Origin of the sequence: Colwellia sp. MB3u-55, assembly GCF_014076785.1 — a bacterium.
In the GTDB taxonomy this organism is placed as follows: domain Bacteria; phylum Pseudomonadota; class Gammaproteobacteria; order Enterobacterales; family Alteromonadaceae; genus Colwellia_A.
The window spans coordinates 37,911-59,807 of record NZ_JACGUS010000073.1 but is presented as its reverse complement, the minus strand read 5'-3'; the positions used below and the strand labels follow the sequence as shown (position 1 = coordinate 59,807).

Genomic DNA, 21,897 nt, shown 5'->3' with positions numbered 1-21,897 from the left:
TATCAAAGAATTTAAGTGCTATTCGACCTGACCGGAAGTTTTTTCGACAAGACCGTAGAAACAAAACAAATAAGTACCCAATGAATTATAAACGTATGTGTTAAATCCTTAAGTTAATGACATTGATGCGCGCCCAGAAGACGTTAACACAGTTATTTTATGATGTGTTTTGAATGATTATTAAAGTTCATTTATGCCAGAATTCAGGTTCCAACTTTATTTGGAGTGTTTCTGGTGATTTTTTAATAAATAAAACTTACTGCCATATTTTCTTCTATCTTTATTCACCAAAGCCCATTTTTGCTCGACGATATAAGTAGGCTTGCTTGGAGTTTTTGTTTCAATATTTATTTGGCTTTTACACTAATGAGTGATTAATTAACGATAAACTTATGAATACGTATGTAGCTTAGCTGTAAATTGGTGTCAGTCCTTTATGCTTGATGTAATAAAAAACATCAGGAATATCCATGAAAAAAATTATACTCAGCCTTGCTGTACTGATTTCATCTCACAGTTTATTTGCACAAACCCTTAAGTTAACGTCACCCGACGGAAAAATAATTCTCAGTGTTAGTGACCAAGGAAAACCTAATTACAAAATGAGCTTTTTAGGTGAAAGCATTATACAACCCTCCCGCTTAGGCTTAGCATTCAAAGATACTATCGCTTTTAGTGACGGGTTTACTATTTCATCGAGTGAAACCCAATCAGCCAAAGAAGTATGGCAATTGCCTTGGGGTGAACGTAAAAATGTGACTGATGAACACAATGAATTATTAGTGACTTTTTCAAGAAATAATAAAAAACACACTAAAGAATTCAAGGTACGTTTTCGATTGTTTAATGACGGCATTGGTTTTCGTTACGAAGTGCCAAAACAACAAGATATTGATCACGTTGAAATCATTAATGAATTTACCGAGTTTGTCGTAAACGACGCGGATAAAGCGACCGCATGGTGGATTCCAGCACGTGGCTGGAATCGTTATGAATACATTTATAATACCACCAAACTGGCCTCGGTTGACCGCGCTCATACACCTTTTACTTTCAAACTAGACTCGGGCATTCACCTTAGTATTCATGAAGCTGCATTAGTTGATTATGCCGCTATGACGATTAACCAAAAGCGTCCTGGAGTCTTAAAAGCAGATTTAACACCTTGGTCAGACGGCATCTTAGTTAAAACAAAAACTGACTTTAAAAGTCCATGGCGCACTATTCAAGTTAGTAAAGATGCGGTTGGCTTACTCAATTCTGACCTAATATTAAACCTTAATGAGCCAAATAAATTAGGTGATGTATCTTGGGTTGAGCCGGCAAAATATTTGGGGATTTGGTGGGGAATGCACATTAACGCCAACACCTGGGGCAGTGGCGACAAACACGGTGCAACCACCAGTGAAACCATGGGTTATATCGACTTTGCCGCTGATCATGGTTTTTCTGGGGTTTTGGTTGAAGGTTGGAACCTAGGCTGGGATGGCGACTGGTTTTTCAACGGCGACGTGTTTAATTTCACTAAAGCTTATGATGATTTTGATATTGCTGCCGTATCAGCTTACGGTGAAAAGAAAGGGGTTCGATTAATTGGCCACCATGAAACCTCAGGTAATGTGACTAATTATCGTAATCAAATGAGTGATGCTTATGCACTTTATGAAAAGTACGGCGTAAGACAAGTAAAAACAGGTTATGTTGCTGACGGTGGCGATATTAAACGCATTGATGAAAAAGGCATAGTTCACAAAGAATGGCATGACGGCCAGTTCATGGTAAGTGAGTATTTACACAGTATTACTGAAGCAGCGAAACACAAAATTAGTATTAACACCCATGAACCGATTAAAGATACCGGTTTGCGCAGAACCTACCCCAACTGGATTTCAAGAGAAGGTGCTCGCGGCCAAGAATTTAATGCTTGGGGCACACCACCAAACCCGCCTGAGCACACCACCATTTTACCCTTTACTCGCATGTTAGCTGGACCAATGGATTTTACACCAGGCATCTTCGATATGAGTTTTAATGGCTTGGGTGATAAAAGTAATCGCCCACAAACTACGCTAGCAAAACAATTAGCATTATACGTGGTGCTTTATAGCCCTATTCAAATGGCGGCTGATTTACCTAAAAACTATCAAGCAAATTTAGCGGCATTTCAATTTATTAAAGATGTACCAACCGATTGGCATGAGAGTATAGCGATTGCTGGTGAGGTCGGTGAATATGTTGCTTTTGCTCGTCAAGAAAGGGGGGGGGATGATTGGTTTATTGGCGCATTAACCGATGAGCAAGCACGCACGTTAACATTGCCGTTAAATTTTCTTGATAAGAATAAGCGCTATCAAGCACAAATTTATCGCGACGGTAAAAACGCAGAGTGGATGAACAATCCCTATGAAATGATCATTGAAAACAAGCAAGTCACCGCTAACGACCAATTAGTATTACCCTTGGCGACAAGTGGCGGTGCTGCGATTCGTTTTAAAGCATTATAATCAATTGATATTTATAACTTAAAAGTCGTAAAGAGTAGCATAAGCCTTACTTGTGCTACTCTTTTTACAACCCCGGATACTGAGAATACCCCAAAGCCACAACATTAATAAAAATAGCGAACCAGAGCACAAATATAAAGAGCTGTTTTTGGGTTTTATGTCGAAAAGCTTGTTGAGCTAATAGCGCTCCTGGCCATCCGCCAAGTAGCGCAAAGACCTGTAGTGTTTTTTCTGAGATGCGCCATCGCTCTTTTATCGCATTTCTTTTGTCGATGCCATAAAGTACAAATGTTAGTAAACTTAAGCTCAAGTAACTCACTAGCACCCATAACGCTATTTTTTGCATTATAAATAGCAGAACAAAAGCCATTAAAAATAAAACAACAACACTTTTTGAAAACATATTTATAGCTTGCACAATATACTTTGTAAACACAACGCTAGTCATTAGCGGTGGTTACCCTAATTTATCGATAAGAGTTCATCGATATATTGGTTGAAGATAAAATTAAAAAACCGATTATTTAACAATAATCAGTTTTGATTCACTTTCTTACTTGTTAAATATCAATTGACGATAAGCGGTTAAAATCATCTAGGTGGACGTTCTTTCTTAAGTTTAATAATTAAGTCAATATGAGGGATAAGCTCCTCTATTTCTCGAATATGGTCCCGCAAGCTTTCCCATTGCGTTAATTCTAATTTACCAGAGTCTAATATGGCGAGTTTTAGTTCACTGACTAACGAATTCTCATCAACTTGCTCTATAAATTCATTAATACGTAATAGGTTGTCTAATTCTGCTTGAGAAATTATTTCTATATCACTACTTTTTTTCATCGCTAACTCTATAAAAAATACTATAAAAATAAGTATAGGCAAGCTTTATAAAAATAAGTATAGCCAAGCTTTATTTTTTTGTTCAACATCGATAAAGCTAAACGTATTTGAATCGTCACAATTTAGTAAGAAAAAAGTCATATTCAACTTGTAAAGTGCCTCACGTTAACTAAATAAAGCTCAATAAGGGATACTCATGGAACATAATAACTTTGATGAATATGATGAAATATTTAGCCTTTTCGACGGTTTACTCACGGATCAAAAAGAATCGCGCTCACGAAAAAGAAAGTGGCGAGAAATTGAAACGTATAAAGATAGAAAACGATTACGCCAAGAGCTTCATGATTTACAAGATTACTCGTCTTAATCATTAGCGTTTGGCATAAGTAAACATTACGCCAAACTCTGCATAATTTAATCCGTTATGATTGGGCAAAATCAACCAACGTTTTGCCAGTCATGCGGTAACCTACCCATTCATCTTGAGAAACAGCGCCTATCGCTTGATAAAAGTCACGTGAAGGCTTATTCCAATCTAAACAGCTCCATTCAAAACGTGCGCAATCATTATCAATCGCGGTTTTTGCCATATTTTTTAATAATTTTAAACCCGCTCCTTTACCTCTATGCTCTGGCGTTACATATAAATCTTCAAGGTATAAACCTGATTTTGCTAACCACGTTGAATAATTATAAAAATAAATCGCCATACCAATAGCCACACCATCGAGTTCACAAATTAAGCCGTGTACTTGGGTATTTGTACTAAACATACTGGCTTTTATGGTTTCAACTGTTGCGTACACTTCATGTTCAGCTTTTTCATAAATAGCGAGCTCTTTAATAAAAGTTAATAAAAGCGCGGCATCATCTATGCTTGCTTCACGTATCGTTATCTCAGACATTTTACTTCCTTATTTTTTTCATTAATTTTTTCATTAATTTTTTCTATAGCATACCAGTACCAAGATATTTAAACACCTGATCTGCAATGCCACATAAATAAATAACAAGGTTGAACTAATATCAAAAATTAGCTCTAAGTAAGAGATTAAAAGATAATAAAACACTTCTCGTAAACTTTTTAAAGTTTGTCTCTATTTAGTAAATCACTTTATCGATACAATATAACAAATGAATTATCGCCATTAAAAAAGGAAAGTCTGTGTTCAATAAAATAGCTTCACTCGCCTTATTCACCTTTATCACTTTACCGGTATTTTCAGCAGAGGTCAGCTCGACAGCAAAGTTAACCGCCGATTACGCCGTGCAAACTTATCAAAAATCTATGGTTGCTAGCTTAGCCGAGTTAGTAAAATACAATACCTTAGCAATTGATGGTGTTTCGGCTAATGACAACCCTGAACATATAGCTTTTAAAGCAGAGTTAAAAAAACAAACTGAAGATTTAGGCTTTGATTATACCGACGACGGTTATGTTGTTGTTATTGGCTTAGGCGAAAGCACAGAGCGCTTAGGAATAATTACCCACGGTGACGTACAACCAGTAAACCCCAAAAAATGGCAAAAATCTCCGTTTGAACTTGATACAACTTCAGAGCCCGGCAAACTTATCGCTCGCGGTACCGAAGATGATAAAGGGCCAATATCAACCGCGCTCTTTGCAATGAAAGCCATTAAAGACAAAAATATAACGCTCGACAAGCGTATTGAATTGTATGTTTACATGGCTGAGGAATCAGACTGGGGTCCATTAGAAGCTTATATTAAGACCCATACATTGCCACAAACCAATATTACCATTGACGCAGAATACCCTGTTGTCACCGCTGAAAAAGGCTACGGGACAATAAAAATAGCCTTTAATAAAAATAAATATACCGGTTTAGATGCTTATCTCAGTGAATTTAGTGGCGGTTTTTTTGGTAGTCAAATACCTGAAGATGCTAAAGCGGTGATTGAAAATGCGGACCTTAGTTTACTGCAACAACTGATGGATAAGGCAAGAGAATACCAAGGTGTTAGTTTTGATTTAGAATTAAAAGGAAACACCTTAACGATTACTGCACTAGGAAAATCAGCTCATTCATCGAAGCCAGAAGAAGGCTTAAATGCCATTCCATTTTTAGCGGGTTTATTATCGCAAACTCGCTGGCCTAGCAATGGTGCGGGTACATTGGTTAACTTTATTAATGACAATATTGGTTTAGGCTTAGAAGGAAAAAAGTTTGGTAACATAGCCTACAGTGATGACTTTATGGGACCTATGACGGTTTCACCCACGGTTATTAAGCAATTCAAAAATAATATTGAATTGAATATTAATATTCGTCGTCCGCGTGGCAAATCAGCGCAACAGTTAACGGAAGAAATTAATCATGTCATCGCAACTTGGAAGCTAACAAATATGGCTGACATTACCGAGCTTGAACATTATATTGGTGACCCTTTTATTCAAAACGATGCGCCACATATTGACACATTACTGGCTGTATTTTCTCACTTTACCGGTATAAAGGACGCTAAGCCTATTGCTATTGGTGGCGGAACAAATTCACGCTTATTTCCAAATGCAGTAAGCTTTGGGCCATCAATGCCAAATGCTAATTATACCGGCCATTCTGAGCATGAATTTATTACCATGAAACAGTTCGTTTTAAATTTAAAAATGTACACCGCCGCTTTAGTTGAAATGGCTGCAGCCAAAACACAGTAACGAGAAGCGCAGCACTAAGGAACAGGAGAGGTTATGAAAAAAACATGTATTGTTACCGGTGGAAGTTCCGGTATAGGTCTAAGCATAGTGCAATTATTTACAGATAAAGGCTATCAGGTTTTTAATTTAGACTTACAACCAAGTAACCTTGCCACACTGCGCGGTGCTGATCTTAACTGTGATGTCACTAATGTTCAGCAAGTGCAAAGTATTATCAGTAATATAGCTAAAACAGCAACTATTGATGTTTTAGTCTCAAATGCTGGCATTCATTTTTCAGGAAATATTGAGAATACGTCAGCCACTGATTTAGATAAAGTCCTTAACATTAATGTTAAGGGCGCGTATGCCGCAATAAAAGCGGTACTCCCCCATATGAAAGCCAATAAAAATGGCGCTATTATCTTAATGGCATCTGACCAAGCATTAATTGCCAAGCAAAATTCATTTGCTTATAACATCAGTAAAGTCGCGCTCGCTTCAATAGCAAAAACCACCGCGCTTGATTACGCTAGCTTTAACATTCGTGCCAATGCTGTGTGCCCCGGCACGATAGAGACCCCTTTGTATCATCAAGCGATTGATAATTATTGTCAACGCTCTGGCGCCAAAAAAGCAGAGGTTCACGCTGAAGAAGCGGCTTTACAACCCTTAGGTCGTTTAGGTCAACCCGAAGAAGTCGCAGAGTTAGTTTATTTTTTAGCATCAGATAAAGCTAAGTTTATCACTGGCAGTTTACAAGTGATTGATGGTGGCTATACTGCGCAATAATTCACTTAGTAGTTATAAAAACTAGCGTTCAACGACAGTACAAAGAGAATAGTAGAAGTTGAAATCTCCTTTTTTTTGTTGGTAATAACAACTAAGTAGCCACTTCTCTTTAGGAAAATTCAGCAGGGTGTTTTCAATGATACATTTCAATCAAAGCGTTAATGAACATAGGGTAATATGAAAATAATTGATCCTCACTTGCATTTATTTAACCTTGAACAAGGCGACTATCAGTGGTTAAAAGCTGATAGTCCACCTTACTGGTTGGATAAAAATACCATTAGACAAAGTTTCACGGAAAATGACTTAGCTTTATCTGATCCTCTGCAACTCGCGGGTTTTGTTCACATCGAAGCCGGATTTGATAATCAACAGCCTTGGCGAGAAATTGCTTGGTTAGAAGATAATTGCTCCCTACCCTTTAGAGCTATTGCTGGCGTTAATTTACTTTTACCGACAAACGAGTTTCAACAAATACTAGATAAGCTTGATAAATTTGAGTCCGTAGTCGGTGTTCGTGACATTCTAGATGAAAATGCCTGCGCATATTTATCAAATCCGCACGTTAAGGAAAACTTAGCACAACTTGCCCAGCAGCAGTTGATTTTTGAATGCCAAATGCCGTTAACTGATGTGGAAGCGACCGAGCAATTAATAGCGGTTATCACTGAACTGCCGACACTAAAATTAGTCATTAATCATGCCGGTTGGCCACCCGAAGATATTGACAGTAAACAATGGCAAAATTGGCAAAGTGGCATACAAGCACTAAGTGGTTATGATAATGTTGCCATTAAATGCTCGGGGTTTGAAATGGTTAATCGCCAATATAGTGAACCGTGGCAACAGCATGTCATCAAACATTGTTTAACCACCTTTGGTTTAGATAAAACCATGCTAGCCAGTAATTTTCCTTTGTGTTTATTTAAAAGTAGCTATCAAAAAAACTGGATAATCCATTTCGAAAACCAACCATTATCAACAACTGAACTTGAATTGTTATGTTATAAAAATGCCTTGCACATCTACCAAATTCCTATTTAAGCTATAAATTAAGAAGAAAAATCTACCCATAAGACCTTAGATAAAATATTATTTCATTACTTCGCACTTTCATGGTGAATTAATGGATAACTTCGACAGAAAAATTCTTAAAATATTACAAAATGACTGTACGCAGCCAGTCAGCGAGGTTGCCGCTCAAGTGGGGCTTTCAACAACCCCATGCTGGCGACGTATTCAAACTATGGAGAAAAATGGTGTTATAAAAGGGCGGGTTGCCTTGGCCGATCCTGAAAAGTTAAATGTTGGCTTAACCGTTTTTGTGATGATTAAAACCAACCAGCATAATTCTGATTGGCTTGATGATTTCAGTATCAATTCAAAAGAGTTTCCAGAAATTACCGAGTTTTATCGAATGAGTGGCGAAGTAGACTATTTACTACGTGTCGTTGTTTCTGATATGAAAGCCTACGATGCTTTTTATAAAAAACTCATCGGCCAAGCCAGCTTTGCCGATATTAGCTCAAGCTTTGCCATGGAAGAAATTAAATATACGACCGCACTACCCGTTGATTATATGTAACGTGTGATAAAAAAGGATGGCGATTAGCCATCCTTTTTACCTTCAGATATTGAAGCTGATTACTTTAATGAATTAACCGTAACATGCGGTGAGCGTTTCACGACTTCGTCATTTAATTCAATGCCTAAACCAGGTACTTCTGTCACTTGGAAAAAGCCATTTATCGGTTGTGGGTCTTGCAAACACAATTCACGATTCCAATGCTTAGTCGCATAAGTATGATGCTCATGGATTAAAAAGTTAGGAATTGCTGTTTCTAAATGCAAAGACGCTGCTGTTGCTACTGGGCCGCCACAAACATGGGCTTGAATACGAATATCATAGACATCAGCATAGTCACAGACTTTTTTAGACTCGGTAAAACCACCACATAAACCCACATCAGGTTGAAGCACATCAATACTTTGATCTTCAAAATACTGGCGTACATCCCAACGATGATATAAACGTTCACCACCGGCAATGGGGACATTAACCCGTTCAGCCACTTTTTTATGCACTTTCGCGTTTAAATAATTAACCGGCTCTTCGTACATCATACAGCCAACTTCTTCAACAATTTCGCCCATTTGAATCGCAGATGCAGCGCCCATTAATGAATGTGATTCGAAAATAATATCAACATCTTCACCGACGGCATCACGAATAGCGCGTAATCGGTCTCCAAATAAACGCATCTGCGGCTTGGTAAATAATTTAGTGCGATCGAACGATGATGTGCCATCGGCATTATAAACAATAGGGTCTACTTTTACCGCATCGTAACCTTCAGCCACCGCTTTTAGTGCAGCTTCAGCATATTCTTGAGGTAAAAATAACTTCTTAACTTCAACGTCCCAATCAAACTGTAATTGGCTAGCGTAGGTACGTAATTTATCATTAACTTTGCCGCCAAGCAGTTGATAGACAGGCACACCTAATGCTTTACCCTTTATATCCCAAAGTGCGGTATCAATAGCACTCATGGCAGAATAAAGCACCGGTCCACCACCTAATCCCCAAAAGCTTTCGCGCAGCATTCGAGACCATAACAATTCGGTTCTAAAAGGGTCAAAACCAATTAAAACCGCTTCGGTAATTTCTTTAATCATCGCCGCTGCAGCACTATGCCCCCAATCGTAAGCAAGGCCTGCTTCGCCAACCCCCGAGATACCTTCATCGGTATGAACACGAATAAAAACAGGATTCCAACCGGCGCGATCTGGACATTCAATATCAAAAATTTCTACGTGAGTAACTTTCATTTTATCTTCTCTAAATATGTGAGTGTTTGTCGCAGAGAACTTATTTCAATAGCGGCATAAGGAGGTGTAAAGACAACTTTATGATTAGGTCGCAAAGCTAGGATCAGCGCGATAGACTTTCCTGACCATGGCCGGCCAAGCCTTTTGACCGCCGGTACTACCCGTATGAACAATATTTGCTTGCGCTTTTATACCATCGACAATACTTTGATCGACTAAAATAGTTGCCATACCGGTTGCCATTACTTGTAATTGCACTTGACAAGCACGTGTTAAATCATACATGTGCATAAAAGCATCGCCAATAGTTTCACCTAAAGTCAAACCTCCATGGTTTCTTAATAACATAAAGTTTGCCGAGCCCAAGTTATTTTGTAAGCGAAGTTTTTCGTCAGCATTTACCGCTAAACCTTCATAATCATGGTAGCTAAGAGAAGCCAATGCGAACATAGCATATTGACTTAACGGCAATAAACCTTCTTGTAAACTCGCCACAGCAATAGTTTCATTAGTGTGTAAATGCAAGACACATTGCGCGTCATGGCGAGCTTCATGGACAGCGCTATGGATAGTAAAACCCGCAGGGTTAATTTCAAAAGGACATGCTGGGTCAATAATATTACCTGCTATATCTATTTTAACCAGATTCGATGCGGTAATTTCATCAAAAGCTAAACCGAAAGCATTAATGAGTAAATGCTCAGAATCAGGTATGCGTGCTGAGATATGAGTGTAAATTAAATCATCCCAGCCATGCATAGCGATAAGACGATAACAAGCCGCTAAATCGATGCGTGTTTGCCACTCTTGTGCTGATACTTTATTTTTTAAGTTAATCTGTGGGATAGTTAACATTAAAGTCCTTTAAAGAATTATTATTCTATAATTTTAAATCATCGATAATACAAATCAAACCGCTAGTGTAATAAATTACAATTAAAGGCTAGATAAAAATCAGCTAAGTTAAGCAAATTGGTATCAATTAAATAAACATCTTAATTAAACTACCAATGAGTAAAATAAACACCAAAATAGGAATGATTTTTGAATACTTAGCTTGCTCTTCTTCACCCATAGGTTTGCCAAAACGCTCACCTAAAATAACCATTAGGGCAATACCGGCAAAAACAGCTAATAAAATCATGATTAAAGTCATTATTTCTCCTATTATTAATCTCTAAACCAATTGCACATTGCATTAGCTAATTATTCAATTACCATAGCAAGATAACAAGCAAAAATATGTAAACAACAATATGACTGCACCTGATAACTTTGCTGAGAAGCGACGCTTTATTATAAGATTAGGCAAAGCTTTGCATAAGTTTGGCACGCCTGCTTATCGTCTTGAAGCACATCTTCAAGATGTTTCGACATTTCTCGAATTAAAAGCATGTTTTATCATCACACCAACAGCTCTGACTTTTGTCTTATCTGAAGATGAAGAGAACCAACAATATAATCATGTTATTCGAGTAAAGCCAGGTGATCTTGATTTAGGTTCACTGGCACGAACAGATGAATTAGTTGATGAATTAAGTTCGGGTCAACGCACGTTATCTGAGGCCATTGAACGACTTGATGATATCGCCAATAAACCCAACCCTTACGGTCGTTTTCTTACCTTTTTAGCGTTTGGTGCTTCAAGTGGTGCTTTTTCCATGCTAATGCACACCAGCTGGAACGATGTATTTTGGTCAGTATTATTAGGTTTTGTTGTTTGCTTATTTACCTTTTGGGCCGAATACTCACGCCGAGTTACCGAGACATTAGAACCAATTGCAGCCATTACCACCGCCCTACTCGCCTCGGCCATTACGCTAATTGACCCAAGTATTAATATGCCCTTGGTTATTCTTTCAGCCATCATTGCTTTTATACCCGGCTTAGCATTAACGCTAGGCTTAGCTGAATTAGCCGCTCGACATCTAATGTCAGGTACTGCCCGTATTATGGACGCGGTAATGATGCTATTTAAGCTTTATTTTGGCGCGGTATTAGGCATGGCGTTAGGAAAGTTATTTTGGGGCGAAGTATTATATGTTACCCCCGCTAGCATGCCTGTTTGGACAGCATGGGCGGCAGTGACCACTTTATCTATAAGCTTAGTTATATTATTTCGCGTTCGTAAAAAAGACGCTCCATGGGGAATTATTTCTGGCTATGTTGCTTTTGGTGCTAGCATTATTGGTGCCGCTTACTTAGGCCCAGCGCTTGGCGCTTTCGTTGGTGCCTTTGTTTTAGGCATGTATGCTAATTTATTCTCACGCATAATGAGATTACCTTCAAGCATTGTTAAGCTATTAGGTTTAGTCGTGCTGGTGCCTGGAAGTAAAGTTTATATCGGCTTAAACAGTGCGGTATCTGGAGTGAATATGTTAAATACCAATAATATTGGTTCTGAAGCCTTCCTAATTTTTATGTCGCTTGTCGCTGGCCTTGTTTTTTCAAATGTTGCCTTACCTTCTCGTAAAACGTTGTAATAAAGAACGCTAATGAAACCAGTTAACAAAAAAACAGCCTATCACCATGGCGACTTACGCAGTTCGCTCGTTGAAACGGGCGCCGAGATGATTGAAGAGACAGGAATTGAAGGACTTTCATTACGTAAACTTGCTGAGCGTATTGGTGTTTCTCGTACAGCAACCTATCACCACTTCAAAAATAAAAATGATTTACTTTGTGCGATAGCTGCACTGGGGTTTATTCAATGGACAAGTATTTCTAATGCCATATTTGACGATAATGAGCTTTCCGGGGAAGAAAAATTTCGTCAGTTTGTTTATCATTACATAACATTTGCTACCGAAAATGCTTCAATTTACGAATTAATGTTTGGTAAAACAATTTGGAAAAAAAACAATAGCGATCAAGCTTTGCGTGATATCGCTTATCCTAGTTTTAATTACCAACTAGAAATGACCAAAACTTGGCAGCAACAAGGCTTATTGATTGAAGACGAAAATAGCTTACGTTTAGCACAAGTAACTTGGGGAACATTGCACGGTATTGTGCGTTTACTCATTGATGGAATTTACCTTGATACCAGCCATATTGATGAAATGTGTGAATGTGTCGTCAAGGTTTTTATTCACCAACAAAAATTATAATAAGGGTTAGGCATGTCTGAAGACAATAACAATAAAACCGCTCAGTTTGACCAGTTTTTTTCTATTAGTTATCCTTTCAATGTCAATGCAACTATCATTGAAACAGATACAGCGCCAAGTTATCAATGTTTTATGAACACCATGCCGATGCCGTTTAAAATGGCCTCTGAAATAGTCACCCTTGACCAAGCTGCATTGCGCCCACTGCAAACACTTGGTAGCGTTGCGGGACAATTAGTTGATTATTTACATCATCAAGCTAAAAAAATAGACTTATTGGTTAGTTATATTTTGAGCGAGCAAGACAACGAAATGCAACGGTACCAAGGTACTGATTTTGGTGGTGGCGGCGTTATTTTTACCAGTAAAAACCTTTTTGATACTGGCCAATTTATTACCTTGAAAATATTTCTCCTTGATGATAATTGTGCAATTTACTGTTGTGGAGAAATAATTTCAGCAACAACGACAAGCGATGAACTCACTAGCTACAAAGTTATTTATCATCATATTAGAGAAGAAGACCGTGAAATATTAGTACGTTGTAGTCTTCATCAGCAATCAAAACAGTTGCAGGTTTTAGCGCAACAGCGCAATGAGCTATCAGCAAAAGAAAAGTAATTTAGCGCGTAAAAATATTTCTGCGTTAAGTCTAGCTGATATAAAGCACACTTTAGCGCCTATTCCTTGTTGAGCAAGTCAAAAACCGTTAGCGTGATCACGATATAATTTCAGGAAGATAGTTATGAACATGAATAAAAGATCTTTTTTAAAAGCGGGTGGTGCAAGCATTGCTGCGTTATCCGTATCAACTTCAGCATTTGCCTCATCAACGAAAGAAAGTCAGTCAAATAGCCAAGTACTAAAGGACATCACCAAAGATATTGCTGGCATTACTTCTGCAGAGCGTGAAGCTCGAATAATAAAAGCTCAGCAATTAATGCAGCAAATGAATATTTCTGCGCTTATTATTGAGCCAGGTGCTGCCATGGATTATTTCTCTGGTATTCAGTGGTGGCGCAGCGAACGCTTAACCGCTTTAGTGATCCCTCAACAAGGTAAAGTAGCGGTAGTTTGTCCCTTTTTTGAAGAGCCTAGTATTCAAGAAAGTTTAGCTATTGATGGCGATATTCGTGTTTGGCAAGAACATGAAAGCCCGTTCGAGCGTATCAAACAAATACTAGCAGACCGAGGTATTAGCCTTACCAAAGGGACGATTGGCTTTGAAAACTCGGTACGTTATTTTGTTCAACACGGTGTAATGAGTTTATTATCAACTCTTCAACATGTCAGCGCTGAACCCGTTACTCGTGGTTGTCGCATGTTTAAAAGTCATCATGAATTGCAATTGATGCATAAAGCAAATGAAGTAACACTATTAGCCTATAGCGAAGTATATTCAAAGCTAGAAGTGGGTATGACTTCTGCACAGGTTAAGAGCTTGATGAGCAATGCACAAGCGACGTTAGGAGGAAAAAGCGCGTGGAATATGGCCTTAATTGATCAAGCAAGTGCTTTCCCTCATGGCAGTAAAAAGAAGCATCTAATTAAAGAAGGTTCAATTGTATTAATGGACTGTGGCTGTAATGTTCATGGTTATCAGTCAGATATTAGCCGAACCTTTGTGGTCGGTGAGCCAACAAAGCGTCAACGTGATGTTTGGCAAACGGTACGTACCGGCCAAAAAATAGCCTTTGAGCAAGCGCAAATAGGTAATGCTGCAGGTACTGTTGACGATGCAGTACGAAAATACTATCAAGCACAAGGATTTGGTCCTGATTATAAATTACCTGGCTTGTCGCACAGAACTGGCCATGGCATAGGTATGGAAGGTCATGAAAGCGTTAATTTTGTTCATGGTGAACAAGAAAAGTTAACGGCTGGTATGTGTTTTTCTAATGAGCCTGGCATTTATATACCTGGCGAATTTGGTGTAAGACTTGAAGACTGTATTTACATGACCGATAAAGGCCCACAGTGGTTTACTATTCCCCCAGACTCGCTAGATTCTCCGTTAGGCAAGCTTGCTAAGTTCACTTAACGCACTATTTATAATCTACAGTAGGCTGTTTTTAGCAAACTAATCAATAACAGTGGCTTCACTTTATCCTAAAAAAAGGAGTAACGGATCTTCCTTACTCCTCCCGTTTTTATAACGCAGGATACAATGAAATAACCAATAAAAGTGCCATGGTAATGTTAAAAACTCTCAAGCGTTTTTGGTTAGTTAACAACACTTGTATTTTTTGCCCTAAAACAACCCAAGAACTGATGCAGGGTAAATTGATTAGCCCAAAGACAATCGCCACTAACAATACCGAGGTAAAACTCTTTGATGGAGCATAAAGGCTTATTGACGTTAGCGCCATTGTCCAAGCTTTTGGGTTAACCCATTGAAATAAAACAGCTTGAATAAAGCTAAAAGGTTTATGATTTGACGTTTGTTGTTCGATATTACTGGTAGAGCTAGCTATTTTGAATGCTAAATAGAGTAAATAAACAATGCTGACCACTTTTAGTATTTGATAACTCACCGGGAAACGATCAAATAATTGAATAACACCTAGCCCAACTAAAGCAATCATCAGTGTAAAACCAATGCCAACTCCTAATAAGTGAGGGGTCGTTTTTTTGAAACCATAATTTGCACCAGAATTCATTAACATCAAGTTATTTGGGCCTGGTGTTATTGAAGACACAAAGGCAAAAATAGTTAAGGCTGATAGTATGTCTAAATTCATTGTTATTTTGCTCTTAATTGTTTGAGAGGCAGGTAAATTTCAAGCTATTTTCACTTAAATGCTCAGATGTTATATCACAAAGTTATACTGGAAAATCAGCTAAGGGCGCTTATTATCAAAATAGAAGTCTTAAATACTAAATGCAGAGGCTCGATGACCTAACCCTTGGTAGTGCCAAAGATCAAAGAAAGTTGGGTAAATGTATCATTTTTACATGGGGATAACGCGAAGAAAACATCTATAACGCATAGGTAAGTGGGTGAACATAGCCCTCCCATCTTACCCATTTGTTATATATTATTGCTTAGATAGCAACAACTTTATTTGCACATGGACCTTTTTGTCCTTGTCCAACTTCAAACTCAACAGCTTGGCCGTCAGCCAATGTAGCGTATTCACCGCCAGATTGGATTTCTGAATGATGAACAAACAAATCTTTACTGCCGTCTTCTGGAGTAATAAATCCGAAACCTTTATCCGCATTAAACCACTTAACTATACCTTTACTCATAACACTCTCTTTATCATTGGTGAAAAATATAAACCTAACTTGCTATCACCATTACAAGTCAGGATTTGAATCTCATTAATACAAACTATATTTAACATTATATACTGTATTTATAATTAACGGTGCGCGCCACCTTTCTTTTTCATGTTGACTACTTTTCGAGCTATATCAAGTAATTCAGGTGAAACATCATCAGCACCATCTTTTATTAGTTTACTCACATCACCAGATGAAAAGAATGAGCCCCGCTCAGCTTTTACGCCTAATGATCTTACAAAATCTTTTGTTTTACCTGTACTCCCCGTATCAATATACTTAAAAATAATTTGTTCATTAAAGCTTTGTGGTTCTTGCTTTAAAGTAGCAATGGTATTGGTAAGTAATGTTATTTCCGATCCTAACATTTCTATTAACTCGGCAATATCTGAATATGGTTTCATTAAATTATTTAGCTCTTATAATATTATCTGACAATGCCAACAGGCTATCATTTTACAGGAGAAGCAAGTCAGTATGACTAACCTACTTAAAAAAATTATTATACAGTGAATGCCTCTGAGTAAACAGTCTCTATTTAAATAGCTAAGAGCAATGATGAATTATTGTTACTTTTTTAATAATATAACTTAATGAATCCCACCTTATTGGTCGATAAAGCCGCTAATGCCGCATACTTAATATTCACAACAACTTTACTACAACTTTACTACAACCAGATTATATTATTTAAAATTCTGAGTTCAATCACTTTTTTTGATTAAAAGCTGTGATTTATTACGCTTGATTGTTTCTCTTGTAAGTCTATAATCTGCATAATTATTATATAACTAAGCACAATATAAATGAAAAAATCATACAAAAATAACGTAAATCTATATCTTGTCATTTTTTTGTTGTTAAGTATTTGTATTTCCTTTTTAGCGGTAGCGACAACAGATACCCCAGAGATAAAGACTAAGGCCGTTTTTAGTCAAATAGAATCGGCTTTATTAATTTTAAAAAGTAACAATGAATTCACTAAAAGCAATATCAGAAGTGTATTAACCCAATATCTTTTGCCTGAGGTAAATATTCAATATTTTAGTTATAAAGTTATTAATCAAAATTTGCCCAAACTATCTGCCGAACTTAGGACTGAGTTTGTTACTGAGCTATCAAATCAATTAATAAATACTTATACCAACTTATTAAGTAAATATAGTGGTGAATCAATGACTATAGGTACAGGGTCATTATCAAAAAGTGGTAAAATGTCGATGATCAATATAACGATTACCGGTGAAAATAAAATCAACAAAGCGGTAGTAAAGTTACTGATATCGAAAGACGGCACTTGGCAGTTTTTTGATATTATCATTGAAGGTATTAGTTTATTAGATGCAAAGCAAAAAGAAATAAACTCAAGTTTCAGTAAGTTAGGTATCGAAGGTACGCTGTTACATCTAAAAAGTATTAATCAAAGAAGTCTCACTTCTTCATAAAAATAAAGGTAGGTACAATCGTTCTAATGGAATGGCTTAATCATACGAATAATTTAAAAGCACTTTCAACAGTACTCGCCAATAATAAATTTGTTATTGCGCTATTGTTTATTTTTCTTTTTTATATGATTAAACATCTCATTGTTATAAGAATAAAACAAAAATCAAAACAAGATAAAAGATTACAAATCGATGTAGTTAACAATATATTTACAGTATTAATAATTGTGATGGTTTTTAATATTTGGTCTGAAGAAATTCAAAAATTTGCTTTTTCGATTGCTGCCTTTATTGTAGCAATTGTTTTAGCAACCAGAGAGTTTATTCAATGTTTTATTGGTTTTATTTATATCCTGTCAAGTCGACCATTTCGTATTGGTGACTGGGTAAAAGTCGGCAATCATTACGGCGAAGTGCATTCAACAGACTGGGCAAAACTAACGCTGTTAGAGGTAAATATAGATGATTATCAATACACAGGTAAAACGCTATACCTACCCAATAGCCAGCTAATTACTTCGGTTATTAAAAACCTTAACTTTTTAAAACGATATGCAATACATCATTTTACCATTGTCAGAGATGACAGTGTTAATCCCTTCGAGTTTATTGATGAGTTGTATACTAGAGCAAGTTTATATTGTAGTGACTTCAAAGAAGTTGCAATCCGCTATAATCAACTGATCGAAAATCGTTTAGAGGTTCACATTGCAGGCCCAGAGCCACATATTCAAGTAGCAACTTCTGAGTTTGGTGATACGCAAATATTTTTTACTATATTTTGCCCAACAGAGATAGCATTAGAAATAGAGCAGAAGTTAACTGCTGATTTTATGTCATTGTGGTTTAAGCAAAAAGTGTCTTCATCAACTTTATCAAACTAATGTAATATCACTGATTATCAAGTCACTAATCACGATCTTTTTCTTGACTGAGTGACTTGTCATACGCTAACACTGTGACAAATAAAATTATTTTTTATCGTTATTCAATAAAGTAAGCGTGCCATCGAGGTGCACATCGCGTTGCGGAAAAGCAACAACAATATTATTCTCTTCAAACAATTCCTCTAATCGAAATCGAATATTACTTCTAGTCACTCTTAAAGCCGTTTCTCCAGTTGAGTTTATCCAAAAATTTACATAAAACACTAATGAATTATCACCAAAGTCTTCAAAAACGACGACGGGCATTGGCTTGGTCAATACTTCTTTTTGTGCGAGTGTCGCTTCTAAAATAAGATCCGCTACTTTTCTAGCCCGAGTACCATAAGCAACCCCAACAGAAACACTTGTTCTCACTAAACTGTCTCGAAGCGTCCAATTCACTACCGTATTTTCAAGTAGTTTACTGTTAGGAATAAGCAGATGAACACCATCAACACGCCTAATACGCGTTGAACGGGTATTAATTTCTTCTACGACACCTTTGGCATTTTCAACTTCTAAAAAGTCACCAATTTTAATAGGTCGTTCCCACATTAAAATCCAACCACTGATAAAGTTATTAATGATGTTTTGTGCACCAAAACCAAAACCAATCGCGATTGCACCCGATAAAAAGGCAAAAGCGGTGATAGGCACATTAATCAAATCTAGGGTGGTAATCAACAATATAACTATCGCAATCACATAAAAAACACGCTGTAATAAGTGTATAATATTTGGATCAGTTTTTTTGGTCGTTAAACGCTTGGTTATAAACCTTACGCCCCACTTAGTGAGTAACAACCCCAGGTAAATAATTAGCGGAATTAACAGTAACCCGCCCAATGTTACCGGTTGATCAGCAATAGTAATAACCTTAGTAGATAAGATTTCTTTTATTTGTGTAAAATCCATAAAATCCCTTAATTTAACCGACTTTTTATTTTGATCCTAAAAAGACTTTTGATGGGTCACGAGAAAGCGTTTACCCAGTGCTTCTCTTCCTAACAGCATTAAATAACTCATATCAGAGCGGTCTGTCAAGGTTATTTAGATTGACCACTTTTCTTCGCCAAGTACGATGGGTGTTTCTATAACGTAGCGTTGCTCTGTAGTGCCATTTGACGATTTAACTTTACGCATATCACTAATAGGCGCCGTACATTTCTGCATGGTATCGACATTATGCATATCAGGGTGTAGATAAAACGTCACACTATGTACGCCATCAACAATTAATTTTTTAATATTATCAACGTGTAACGACGACGTTTTTGCACCGGTATCAACTCGCACTTGTAAGTCGTCAATAGCTAAGTCTGGCAAAGCTATTGATTCTAAACGGCCGATAACAACTTTATTCACTTTTTTCATACGGTTTCATAGCTGTCGTCATTTACAGGTAAAAGCTGCTCTTGTACATTTTCAATATGATCTGCAATTTCTTCATCGTCTTCACTGAAATAAGCGACATGAAACATGGCTTCACCTTCTTGAACTAAGGGTATGTTTTGCTTACCAATTAAAATGCCTGAGCGTGTTGCTTTAACCGAATCAAATATTGCACCGTATGGACTACCAATTTCGGCTAACACTTGACCTTTAGTGATCTGATCGCCCAAATTTACAATATTATGAACAATACCACTGGCATTTGCACGCACCCATTGACTGCCATTAGCAATAAACGGCATACGTTTTTTCTTCTTGGTGCGAACAACTTTTCTAGTCATACCTAAATGGTGTAATACATTTAAGATACCTTTCATACCTGCTCGAATTGAAAACTCATCAAAACGCAGCGCTTCACCCGCTTCATATAATAATATTTTCGTTTCGTTTTTAACGGCTGACTCTCTTAGCGAGCCATCAACTAAAGTAGAGTTCAACACAACCGGTACGCCAAACACTTCCGCCAAGGCTTTGGTATCAGGATCAGACATATCCGCCCTAATTTGCGGCAGGTTTGAGCGATGAATTGCCCCGGTATGTAAATCGATACCGTAATCACAATGCTTAACGATTTCATTAAGAAATATATGTGCAACGCGTCCCGCTAAAGAGCCTTTCGCAGAGCCGGGAAAACAACGGTTTAGATCACGACGGTCAGGCATATAGCGACTTTGATTGACCACGCCATAAACGTTAACCATAGGTACGGCAATAACCGTGCCTCGCGTTATTTTAAGTTTCTTTTCGTGGATCAAGCGTCGAATAATTTCAATACCATTTAATTCGTCGCCATGTACCGCCGCACTCAAAAAAATAGTGGGCCCGGTTTTTTTAGCGCGAATAATATGAACGGGCAAAGAAACGTCGGCATCGGTATATAACTTAGCAACTGGCAACTCTATTTTTCGCTGCTCTCCAGGTAAAATTTCGAACTCACCTATACGTAATATATCCATAAAATTCTCTTTAATTATCCTTTGCCACGTGTCTTAGTATCATGAGGTTTGGCATTTTTTTCTAAAAACTCAAACACCATACCTGCAACATTTTTGCCCGTCGCTTTTTCAATACCTTCAAGGCCAGGAGATGAATTAACTTCCATGACCATAGGACCATTTTGCGAACGCAGTAAATCGACACCACACATGTTCAAGCCCATAGCCTTTGCGGCTTTAACTGCTGTGTCACGCTCTTCTTTCGATAATTTAACCACAGTAGCAGAGCCGCCGCGATGTAAATTAGAACGAAACTCACCTTCAGCGCCTTGACGTTTCATCGCAGCAACAACTTTACCGCCAATCACTAAACAGCGAATATCTGCACCACCCGCTTCTTTAACAAATTCTTGTACTAAGATGTTCGCTTTTAAGCCCATGAACGCTTCAATGATGGCTTCGGCCGATTTAGCCGTATCGGCTAATACGACGCCTATGCCCTGCGTACCTTCGAGTAACTTAATAACCACTGGCGCGCCGCCAACATTTTTAATCAGATCTTTAGCATTATCTGGCTTGTTTGCAAAACCTGTTCTCGGTAGTCCCAGACCTTTGCGCGATAGCAACTGTAATGACCGTAATTTATCGCGTGAGCGGCTGATAGCGACGGACTCATTAATGTTGAAGGTACCCATCATTTCAAATTGTCTTGCCACCGCTGTGCCATAAAAAGTCACAGAGGCGCCAATACGAGGAATAATTGCATCATACTTTGGCAATTCTTTACCCTTGTAACGCACAGCTGAACGAGTACTCGTAATATCCATATAACAGTGTAGTGTATCGATAATATCAACTTCATGGCCCATAGCTTCGCCGGCTTCTTTTAAACGGCGCGTAGAGTAAAGGTTTTTGTTTCTAGATAAGATAGCAACTTTCATAATAAGTCCTGTAGTGCTCACCTTTATTTAAGGCTAAAGAGTGAGGTAATAAGTAATATCGAGTGTATAGTTAGCTCATTAAATAATAAAGCGTCATATATCGATACGTTTAATCAAATAAAATGATTAGAAGGCGATTTATATAATTATAAAGTCGTTATTATAGAATGTTTTAC

Annotated in this window: 25 protein-coding genes; 12 read left to right on the top strand and 13 right to left on the bottom strand. The window is 37.6% G+C overall.

The annotated features are described in order from the left end of the window. Positions 1-470 precede the first annotated feature (470 nt). A complete protein-coding gene (locus H4J66_RS03955; RefSeq protein ID WP_182170872.1) occupies positions 471-2,504 on the top strand; it encodes a glycoside hydrolase family 97 protein in 2,034 nt (677 codons plus the stop codon). A 64-nt stretch (positions 2,505-2,568) separates the two neighbouring features. Here the strand turns inward: H4J66_RS03955 and H4J66_RS03950 are convergent, their stop codons facing one another. Together H4J66_RS03950 and H4J66_RS03945 are read right to left on the bottom strand one after the other, a co-directional pair. Then, complete coding sequence (locus tag H4J66_RS03950; RefSeq protein ID WP_182170869.1) at positions 2,569-2,907, bottom strand: DUF1294 domain-containing protein; 339 nt, start codon at positions 2,905-2,907, stop codon at positions 2,569-2,571. A 188-nt stretch (positions 2,908-3,095) separates the two neighbouring features. After that, positions 3,096-3,344, bottom strand: coding sequence for a hypothetical protein (locus tag H4J66_RS03945; protein ID WP_182170866.1), 249 nt, complete (start codon positions 3,342-3,344; stop codon positions 3,096-3,098). Between the two features lie 196 nt (positions 3,345-3,540). Between H4J66_RS03945 and H4J66_RS03940 the strand changes: the two genes are divergently transcribed. Further along, entirely contained in the window at positions 3,541-3,714 is a 174-nt protein-coding gene (locus H4J66_RS03940) for a DUF3545 family protein (RefSeq protein WP_157470826.1), read from the top strand. Positions 3,715-3,769: 55 nt separating this feature from the next. On the opposite strand, the gene H4J66_RS03935 is transcribed toward H4J66_RS03940, so the two are convergent. Further along, on the bottom strand, positions 3,770-4,252 hold the full coding sequence (locus H4J66_RS03935; RefSeq protein WP_182170863.1) for a GNAT family N-acetyltransferase: 483 nt from the start codon (positions 4,250-4,252) through the stop codon (positions 3,770-3,772). Positions 4,253-4,512: 260 nt separating this feature from the next. On the opposite strand from H4J66_RS03935, the gene H4J66_RS03930 reads away from it, so the two are divergent. The 4 genes from H4J66_RS03930 (at position 4,513) to H4J66_RS03915 (ending at position 8,380) form a co-directional block, all read left to right on the top strand. Beyond that, on the top strand, positions 4,513-6,024 hold the full coding sequence (locus tag H4J66_RS03930; protein WP_182170860.1) for a dipeptidase: 1,512 nt from the start codon (positions 4,513-4,515) through the stop codon (positions 6,022-6,024). A 33-nt stretch (positions 6,025-6,057) separates the two neighbouring features. After that, positions 6,058-6,795: an SDR family NAD(P)-dependent oxidoreductase gene (locus tag H4J66_RS03925; protein WP_182170857.1), complete on the top strand. Its 738-nt coding sequence runs from the start codon at positions 6,058-6,060 to the stop codon at positions 6,793-6,795. A 177-nt stretch (positions 6,796-6,972) separates the two neighbouring features. Beyond that, positions 6,973-7,839, top strand: a complete 867-nt coding sequence (locus tag H4J66_RS03920; RefSeq protein WP_182170854.1) for an amidohydrolase — start codon at positions 6,973-6,975, stop codon at positions 7,837-7,839. Positions 7,840-7,921: 82 nt separating this feature from the next. Further along, a complete protein-coding gene (locus H4J66_RS03915) occupies positions 7,922-8,380 on the top strand; it encodes an Lrp/AsnC family transcriptional regulator (protein WP_182170851.1) in 459 nt (152 codons plus the stop codon). A gap of 59 nt (positions 8,381-8,439) precedes the next feature. Here the strand turns inward: H4J66_RS03915 and H4J66_RS03910 are convergent, their stop codons facing one another. The 3 genes from H4J66_RS03910 to H4J66_RS03900 all read right to left on the bottom strand — a co-directional run bounded on the left by H4J66_RS03910 (position 8,440) and on the right by H4J66_RS03900 (position 10,780). Next, positions 8,440-9,624 carry a mandelate racemase/muconate lactonizing enzyme family protein gene (locus tag H4J66_RS03910; RefSeq protein WP_182170848.1) on the bottom strand — a complete coding sequence of 395 codons (1,185 nt, stop codon included), beginning with the start codon at positions 9,622-9,624 and terminating at the stop codon, positions 8,440-8,442. 84 nt (positions 9,625-9,708) lie between these two features. Continuing rightward, on the bottom strand, positions 9,709-10,479 hold the full coding sequence (locus tag H4J66_RS03905; protein ID WP_182170845.1) for a class II aldolase/adducin family protein: 771 nt from the start codon (positions 10,477-10,479) through the stop codon (positions 9,709-9,711). Between the two features lie 127 nt (positions 10,480-10,606). After that, a complete protein-coding gene (locus H4J66_RS03900; protein ID WP_182170842.1) occupies positions 10,607-10,780 on the bottom strand; it encodes a hypothetical protein in 174 nt (57 codons plus the stop codon). A 100-nt stretch (positions 10,781-10,880) separates the two neighbouring features. Here H4J66_RS03900 and H4J66_RS03895 point away from each other — a divergent pair, with 100 nt between their 5' ends. From H4J66_RS03895 to H4J66_RS03880, 4 genes are all read left to right on the top strand, one after another. Further along, entirely contained in the window at positions 10,881-12,107 is a 1,227-nt protein-coding gene (locus H4J66_RS03895; protein WP_070374419.1) for a threonine/serine exporter ThrE family protein, read from the top strand. A 12-nt stretch (positions 12,108-12,119) separates the two neighbouring features. After that, positions 12,120-12,734: a TetR/AcrR family transcriptional regulator gene (locus tag H4J66_RS03890; protein WP_182170840.1), complete on the top strand. Its 615-nt coding sequence runs from the start codon at positions 12,120-12,122 to the stop codon at positions 12,732-12,734. Positions 12,735-12,746: 12 nt separating this feature from the next. Further along, on the top strand, positions 12,747-13,355 hold the full coding sequence (locus H4J66_RS03885) for a PilZ domain-containing protein (RefSeq protein WP_182170837.1): 609 nt from the start codon (positions 12,747-12,749) through the stop codon (positions 13,353-13,355). A 124-nt stretch (positions 13,356-13,479) separates the two neighbouring features. Next, positions 13,480-14,775 (top strand): Xaa-Pro peptidase family protein, encoded by a 1,296-nt coding sequence (locus H4J66_RS03880; RefSeq protein ID WP_182170834.1) that lies wholly within the window; start codon positions 13,480-13,482, stop codon positions 14,773-14,775. Positions 14,776-14,884: 109 nt separating this feature from the next. Here H4J66_RS03880 and H4J66_RS03875 read toward each other — a convergent pair whose 3' ends face one another. The 3 genes from H4J66_RS03875 to H4J66_RS03865 all read right to left on the bottom strand — a co-directional run bounded on the left by H4J66_RS03875 (position 14,885) and on the right by H4J66_RS03865 (position 16,426). Next, positions 14,885-15,475 (bottom strand): LysE family translocator, encoded by a 591-nt coding sequence (locus H4J66_RS03875; protein ID WP_070374423.1) that lies wholly within the window; start codon positions 15,473-15,475, stop codon positions 14,885-14,887. Positions 15,476-15,779: 304 nt separating this feature from the next. Continuing rightward, positions 15,780-15,986, bottom strand: coding sequence for a cold-shock protein (locus H4J66_RS03870; RefSeq protein WP_070374424.1), 207 nt, complete (start codon positions 15,984-15,986; stop codon positions 15,780-15,782). 116 nt (positions 15,987-16,102) lie between these two features. After that, a complete protein-coding gene (locus tag H4J66_RS03865) occupies positions 16,103-16,426 on the bottom strand; it encodes a hypothetical protein (protein WP_070374425.1) in 324 nt (107 codons plus the stop codon). A 402-nt stretch (positions 16,427-16,828) separates the two neighbouring features. Between H4J66_RS03865 and H4J66_RS03860 the strand changes: the two genes are divergently transcribed. Together H4J66_RS03860 and H4J66_RS03855 are read left to right on the top strand one after the other, a co-directional pair. Further along, positions 16,829-17,467 carry a phospholipid-binding protein MlaC gene (locus H4J66_RS03860; protein ID WP_182170832.1) on the top strand — a complete coding sequence of 213 codons (639 nt, stop codon included), beginning with the start codon at positions 16,829-16,831 and terminating at the stop codon, positions 17,465-17,467. 26 nt (positions 17,468-17,493) lie between these two features. Further along, entirely contained in the window at positions 17,494-18,351 is an 858-nt protein-coding gene (locus H4J66_RS03855) for a mechanosensitive ion channel family protein (protein WP_182170829.1), read from the top strand. A gap of 87 nt (positions 18,352-18,438) precedes the next feature. On the opposite strand, the gene H4J66_RS03850 is transcribed toward H4J66_RS03855, so the two are convergent. The 4 genes from H4J66_RS03850 to rimK all read right to left on the bottom strand — a co-directional run bounded on the left by H4J66_RS03850 (position 18,439) and on the right by rimK (position 21,721). Continuing rightward, the gene (locus H4J66_RS03850) at positions 18,439-19,308 is read right to left on the bottom strand and encodes a mechanosensitive ion channel family protein (RefSeq protein ID WP_182170826.1); all 870 of its coding nucleotides are present in this window, start codon (positions 19,306-19,308) and stop codon (positions 18,439-18,441) included. A gap of 135 nt (positions 19,309-19,443) precedes the next feature. Next, positions 19,444-19,767 (bottom strand): RimK/LysX family protein, encoded by a 324-nt coding sequence (locus H4J66_RS03845; protein WP_310650619.1) that lies wholly within the window; start codon positions 19,765-19,767, stop codon positions 19,444-19,446. Beyond that, entirely contained in the window at positions 19,764-20,801 is a 1,038-nt protein-coding gene (locus H4J66_RS03840; RefSeq protein ID WP_182170823.1) for a succinylglutamate desuccinylase/aspartoacylase family protein, read from the bottom strand. The genes H4J66_RS03845 and H4J66_RS03840 overlap by 4 nt, the downstream gene beginning before the upstream one ends. Before the next feature lie 14 nt (positions 20,802-20,815). After that, positions 20,816-21,721 (bottom strand): 30S ribosomal protein S6--L-glutamate ligase, encoded by a 906-nt coding sequence (gene rimK, locus H4J66_RS03835; RefSeq protein WP_070374431.1) that lies wholly within the window; start codon positions 21,719-21,721, stop codon positions 20,816-20,818. Positions 21,722-21,897 lie beyond the last annotated feature (176 nt).

Excerpts from the sequence above, each read along its gene's own strand:
- H4J66_RS03955 (WP_182170872.1), top strand. The coding sequence starts at position 471 with ATGAAAAAAATTATACTCAGCCTTGCTGTACTGATTTCATCTCACAGT.
- H4J66_RS03950 (WP_182170869.1), bottom strand. The coding sequence starts at position 2,907 with ATGTTTTCAAAAAGTGTTGTTGTTTTATTTTTAATGGCTTTTGTTCTG.
- H4J66_RS03945 (WP_182170866.1), bottom strand. The coding sequence starts at position 3,344 with ATGAAAAAAAGTAGTGATATAGAAATAATTTCTCAAGCAGAATTAGAC.
- H4J66_RS03940 (WP_157470826.1), top strand. The coding sequence starts at position 3,541 with ATGGAACATAATAACTTTGATGAATATGATGAAATATTTAGCCTTTTC.
- H4J66_RS03935 (WP_182170863.1), bottom strand. The coding sequence starts at position 4,252 with ATGTCTGAGATAACGATACGTGAAGCAAGCATAGATGATGCCGCGCTT.
- H4J66_RS03925 (WP_182170857.1), top strand. The coding sequence starts at position 6,058 with ATGAAAAAAACATGTATTGTTACCGGTGGAAGTTCCGGTATAGGTCTA.
- H4J66_RS03920 (WP_182170854.1), top strand. The coding sequence starts at position 6,973 with ATGAAAATAATTGATCCTCACTTGCATTTATTTAACCTTGAACAAGGC.
- H4J66_RS03915 (WP_182170851.1), top strand. The coding sequence starts at position 7,922 with ATGGATAACTTCGACAGAAAAATTCTTAAAATATTACAAAATGACTGT.
- H4J66_RS03910 (WP_182170848.1), bottom strand. The coding sequence starts at position 9,624 with ATGAAAGTTACTCACGTAGAAATTTTTGATATTGAATGTCCAGATCGC.
- H4J66_RS03905 (WP_182170845.1), bottom strand. The coding sequence starts at position 10,479 with ATGTTAACTATCCCACAGATTAACTTAAAAAATAAAGTATCAGCACAA.
- H4J66_RS03900 (WP_182170842.1), bottom strand. The coding sequence starts at position 10,780 with ATGACTTTAATCATGATTTTATTAGCTGTTTTTGCCGGTATTGCCCTA.
- H4J66_RS03895 (WP_070374419.1), top strand. The coding sequence starts at position 10,881 with ATGACTGCACCTGATAACTTTGCTGAGAAGCGACGCTTTATTATAAGA.
- H4J66_RS03890 (WP_182170840.1), top strand. The coding sequence starts at position 12,120 with ATGAAACCAGTTAACAAAAAAACAGCCTATCACCATGGCGACTTACGC.
- H4J66_RS03885 (WP_182170837.1), top strand. The coding sequence starts at position 12,747 with ATGTCTGAAGACAATAACAATAAAACCGCTCAGTTTGACCAGTTTTTT.
- H4J66_RS03880 (WP_182170834.1), top strand. The coding sequence starts at position 13,480 with ATGAACATGAATAAAAGATCTTTTTTAAAAGCGGGTGGTGCAAGCATT.
- H4J66_RS03875 (WP_070374423.1), bottom strand. The coding sequence starts at position 15,475 with ATGAATTTAGACATACTATCAGCCTTAACTATTTTTGCCTTTGTGTCT.
- H4J66_RS03870 (WP_070374424.1), bottom strand. The coding sequence starts at position 15,986 with ATGAGTAAAGGTATAGTTAAGTGGTTTAATGCGGATAAAGGTTTCGGA.
- H4J66_RS03865 (WP_070374425.1), bottom strand. The coding sequence starts at position 16,426 with ATGAAACCATATTCAGATATTGCCGAGTTAATAGAAATGTTAGGATCG.
- H4J66_RS03860 (WP_182170832.1), top strand. The coding sequence starts at position 16,829 with ATGAAAAAATCATACAAAAATAACGTAAATCTATATCTTGTCATTTTT.
- H4J66_RS03855 (WP_182170829.1), top strand. The coding sequence starts at position 17,494 with ATGGAATGGCTTAATCATACGAATAATTTAAAAGCACTTTCAACAGTA.
- H4J66_RS03850 (WP_182170826.1), bottom strand. The coding sequence starts at position 19,308 with ATGGATTTTACACAAATAAAAGAAATCTTATCTACTAAGGTTATTACT.
- H4J66_RS03845 (WP_310650619.1), bottom strand. The coding sequence starts at position 19,767 with ATGAAAAAAGTGAATAAAGTTGTTATCGGCCGTTTAGAATCAATAGCT.
- H4J66_RS03840 (WP_182170823.1), bottom strand. The coding sequence starts at position 20,801 with ATGGATATATTACGTATAGGTGAGTTCGAAATTTTACCTGGAGAGCAG.
- rimK (WP_070374431.1), bottom strand. The coding sequence starts at position 21,721 with ATGAAAGTTGCTATCTTATCTAGAAACAAAAACCTTTACTCTACGCGC.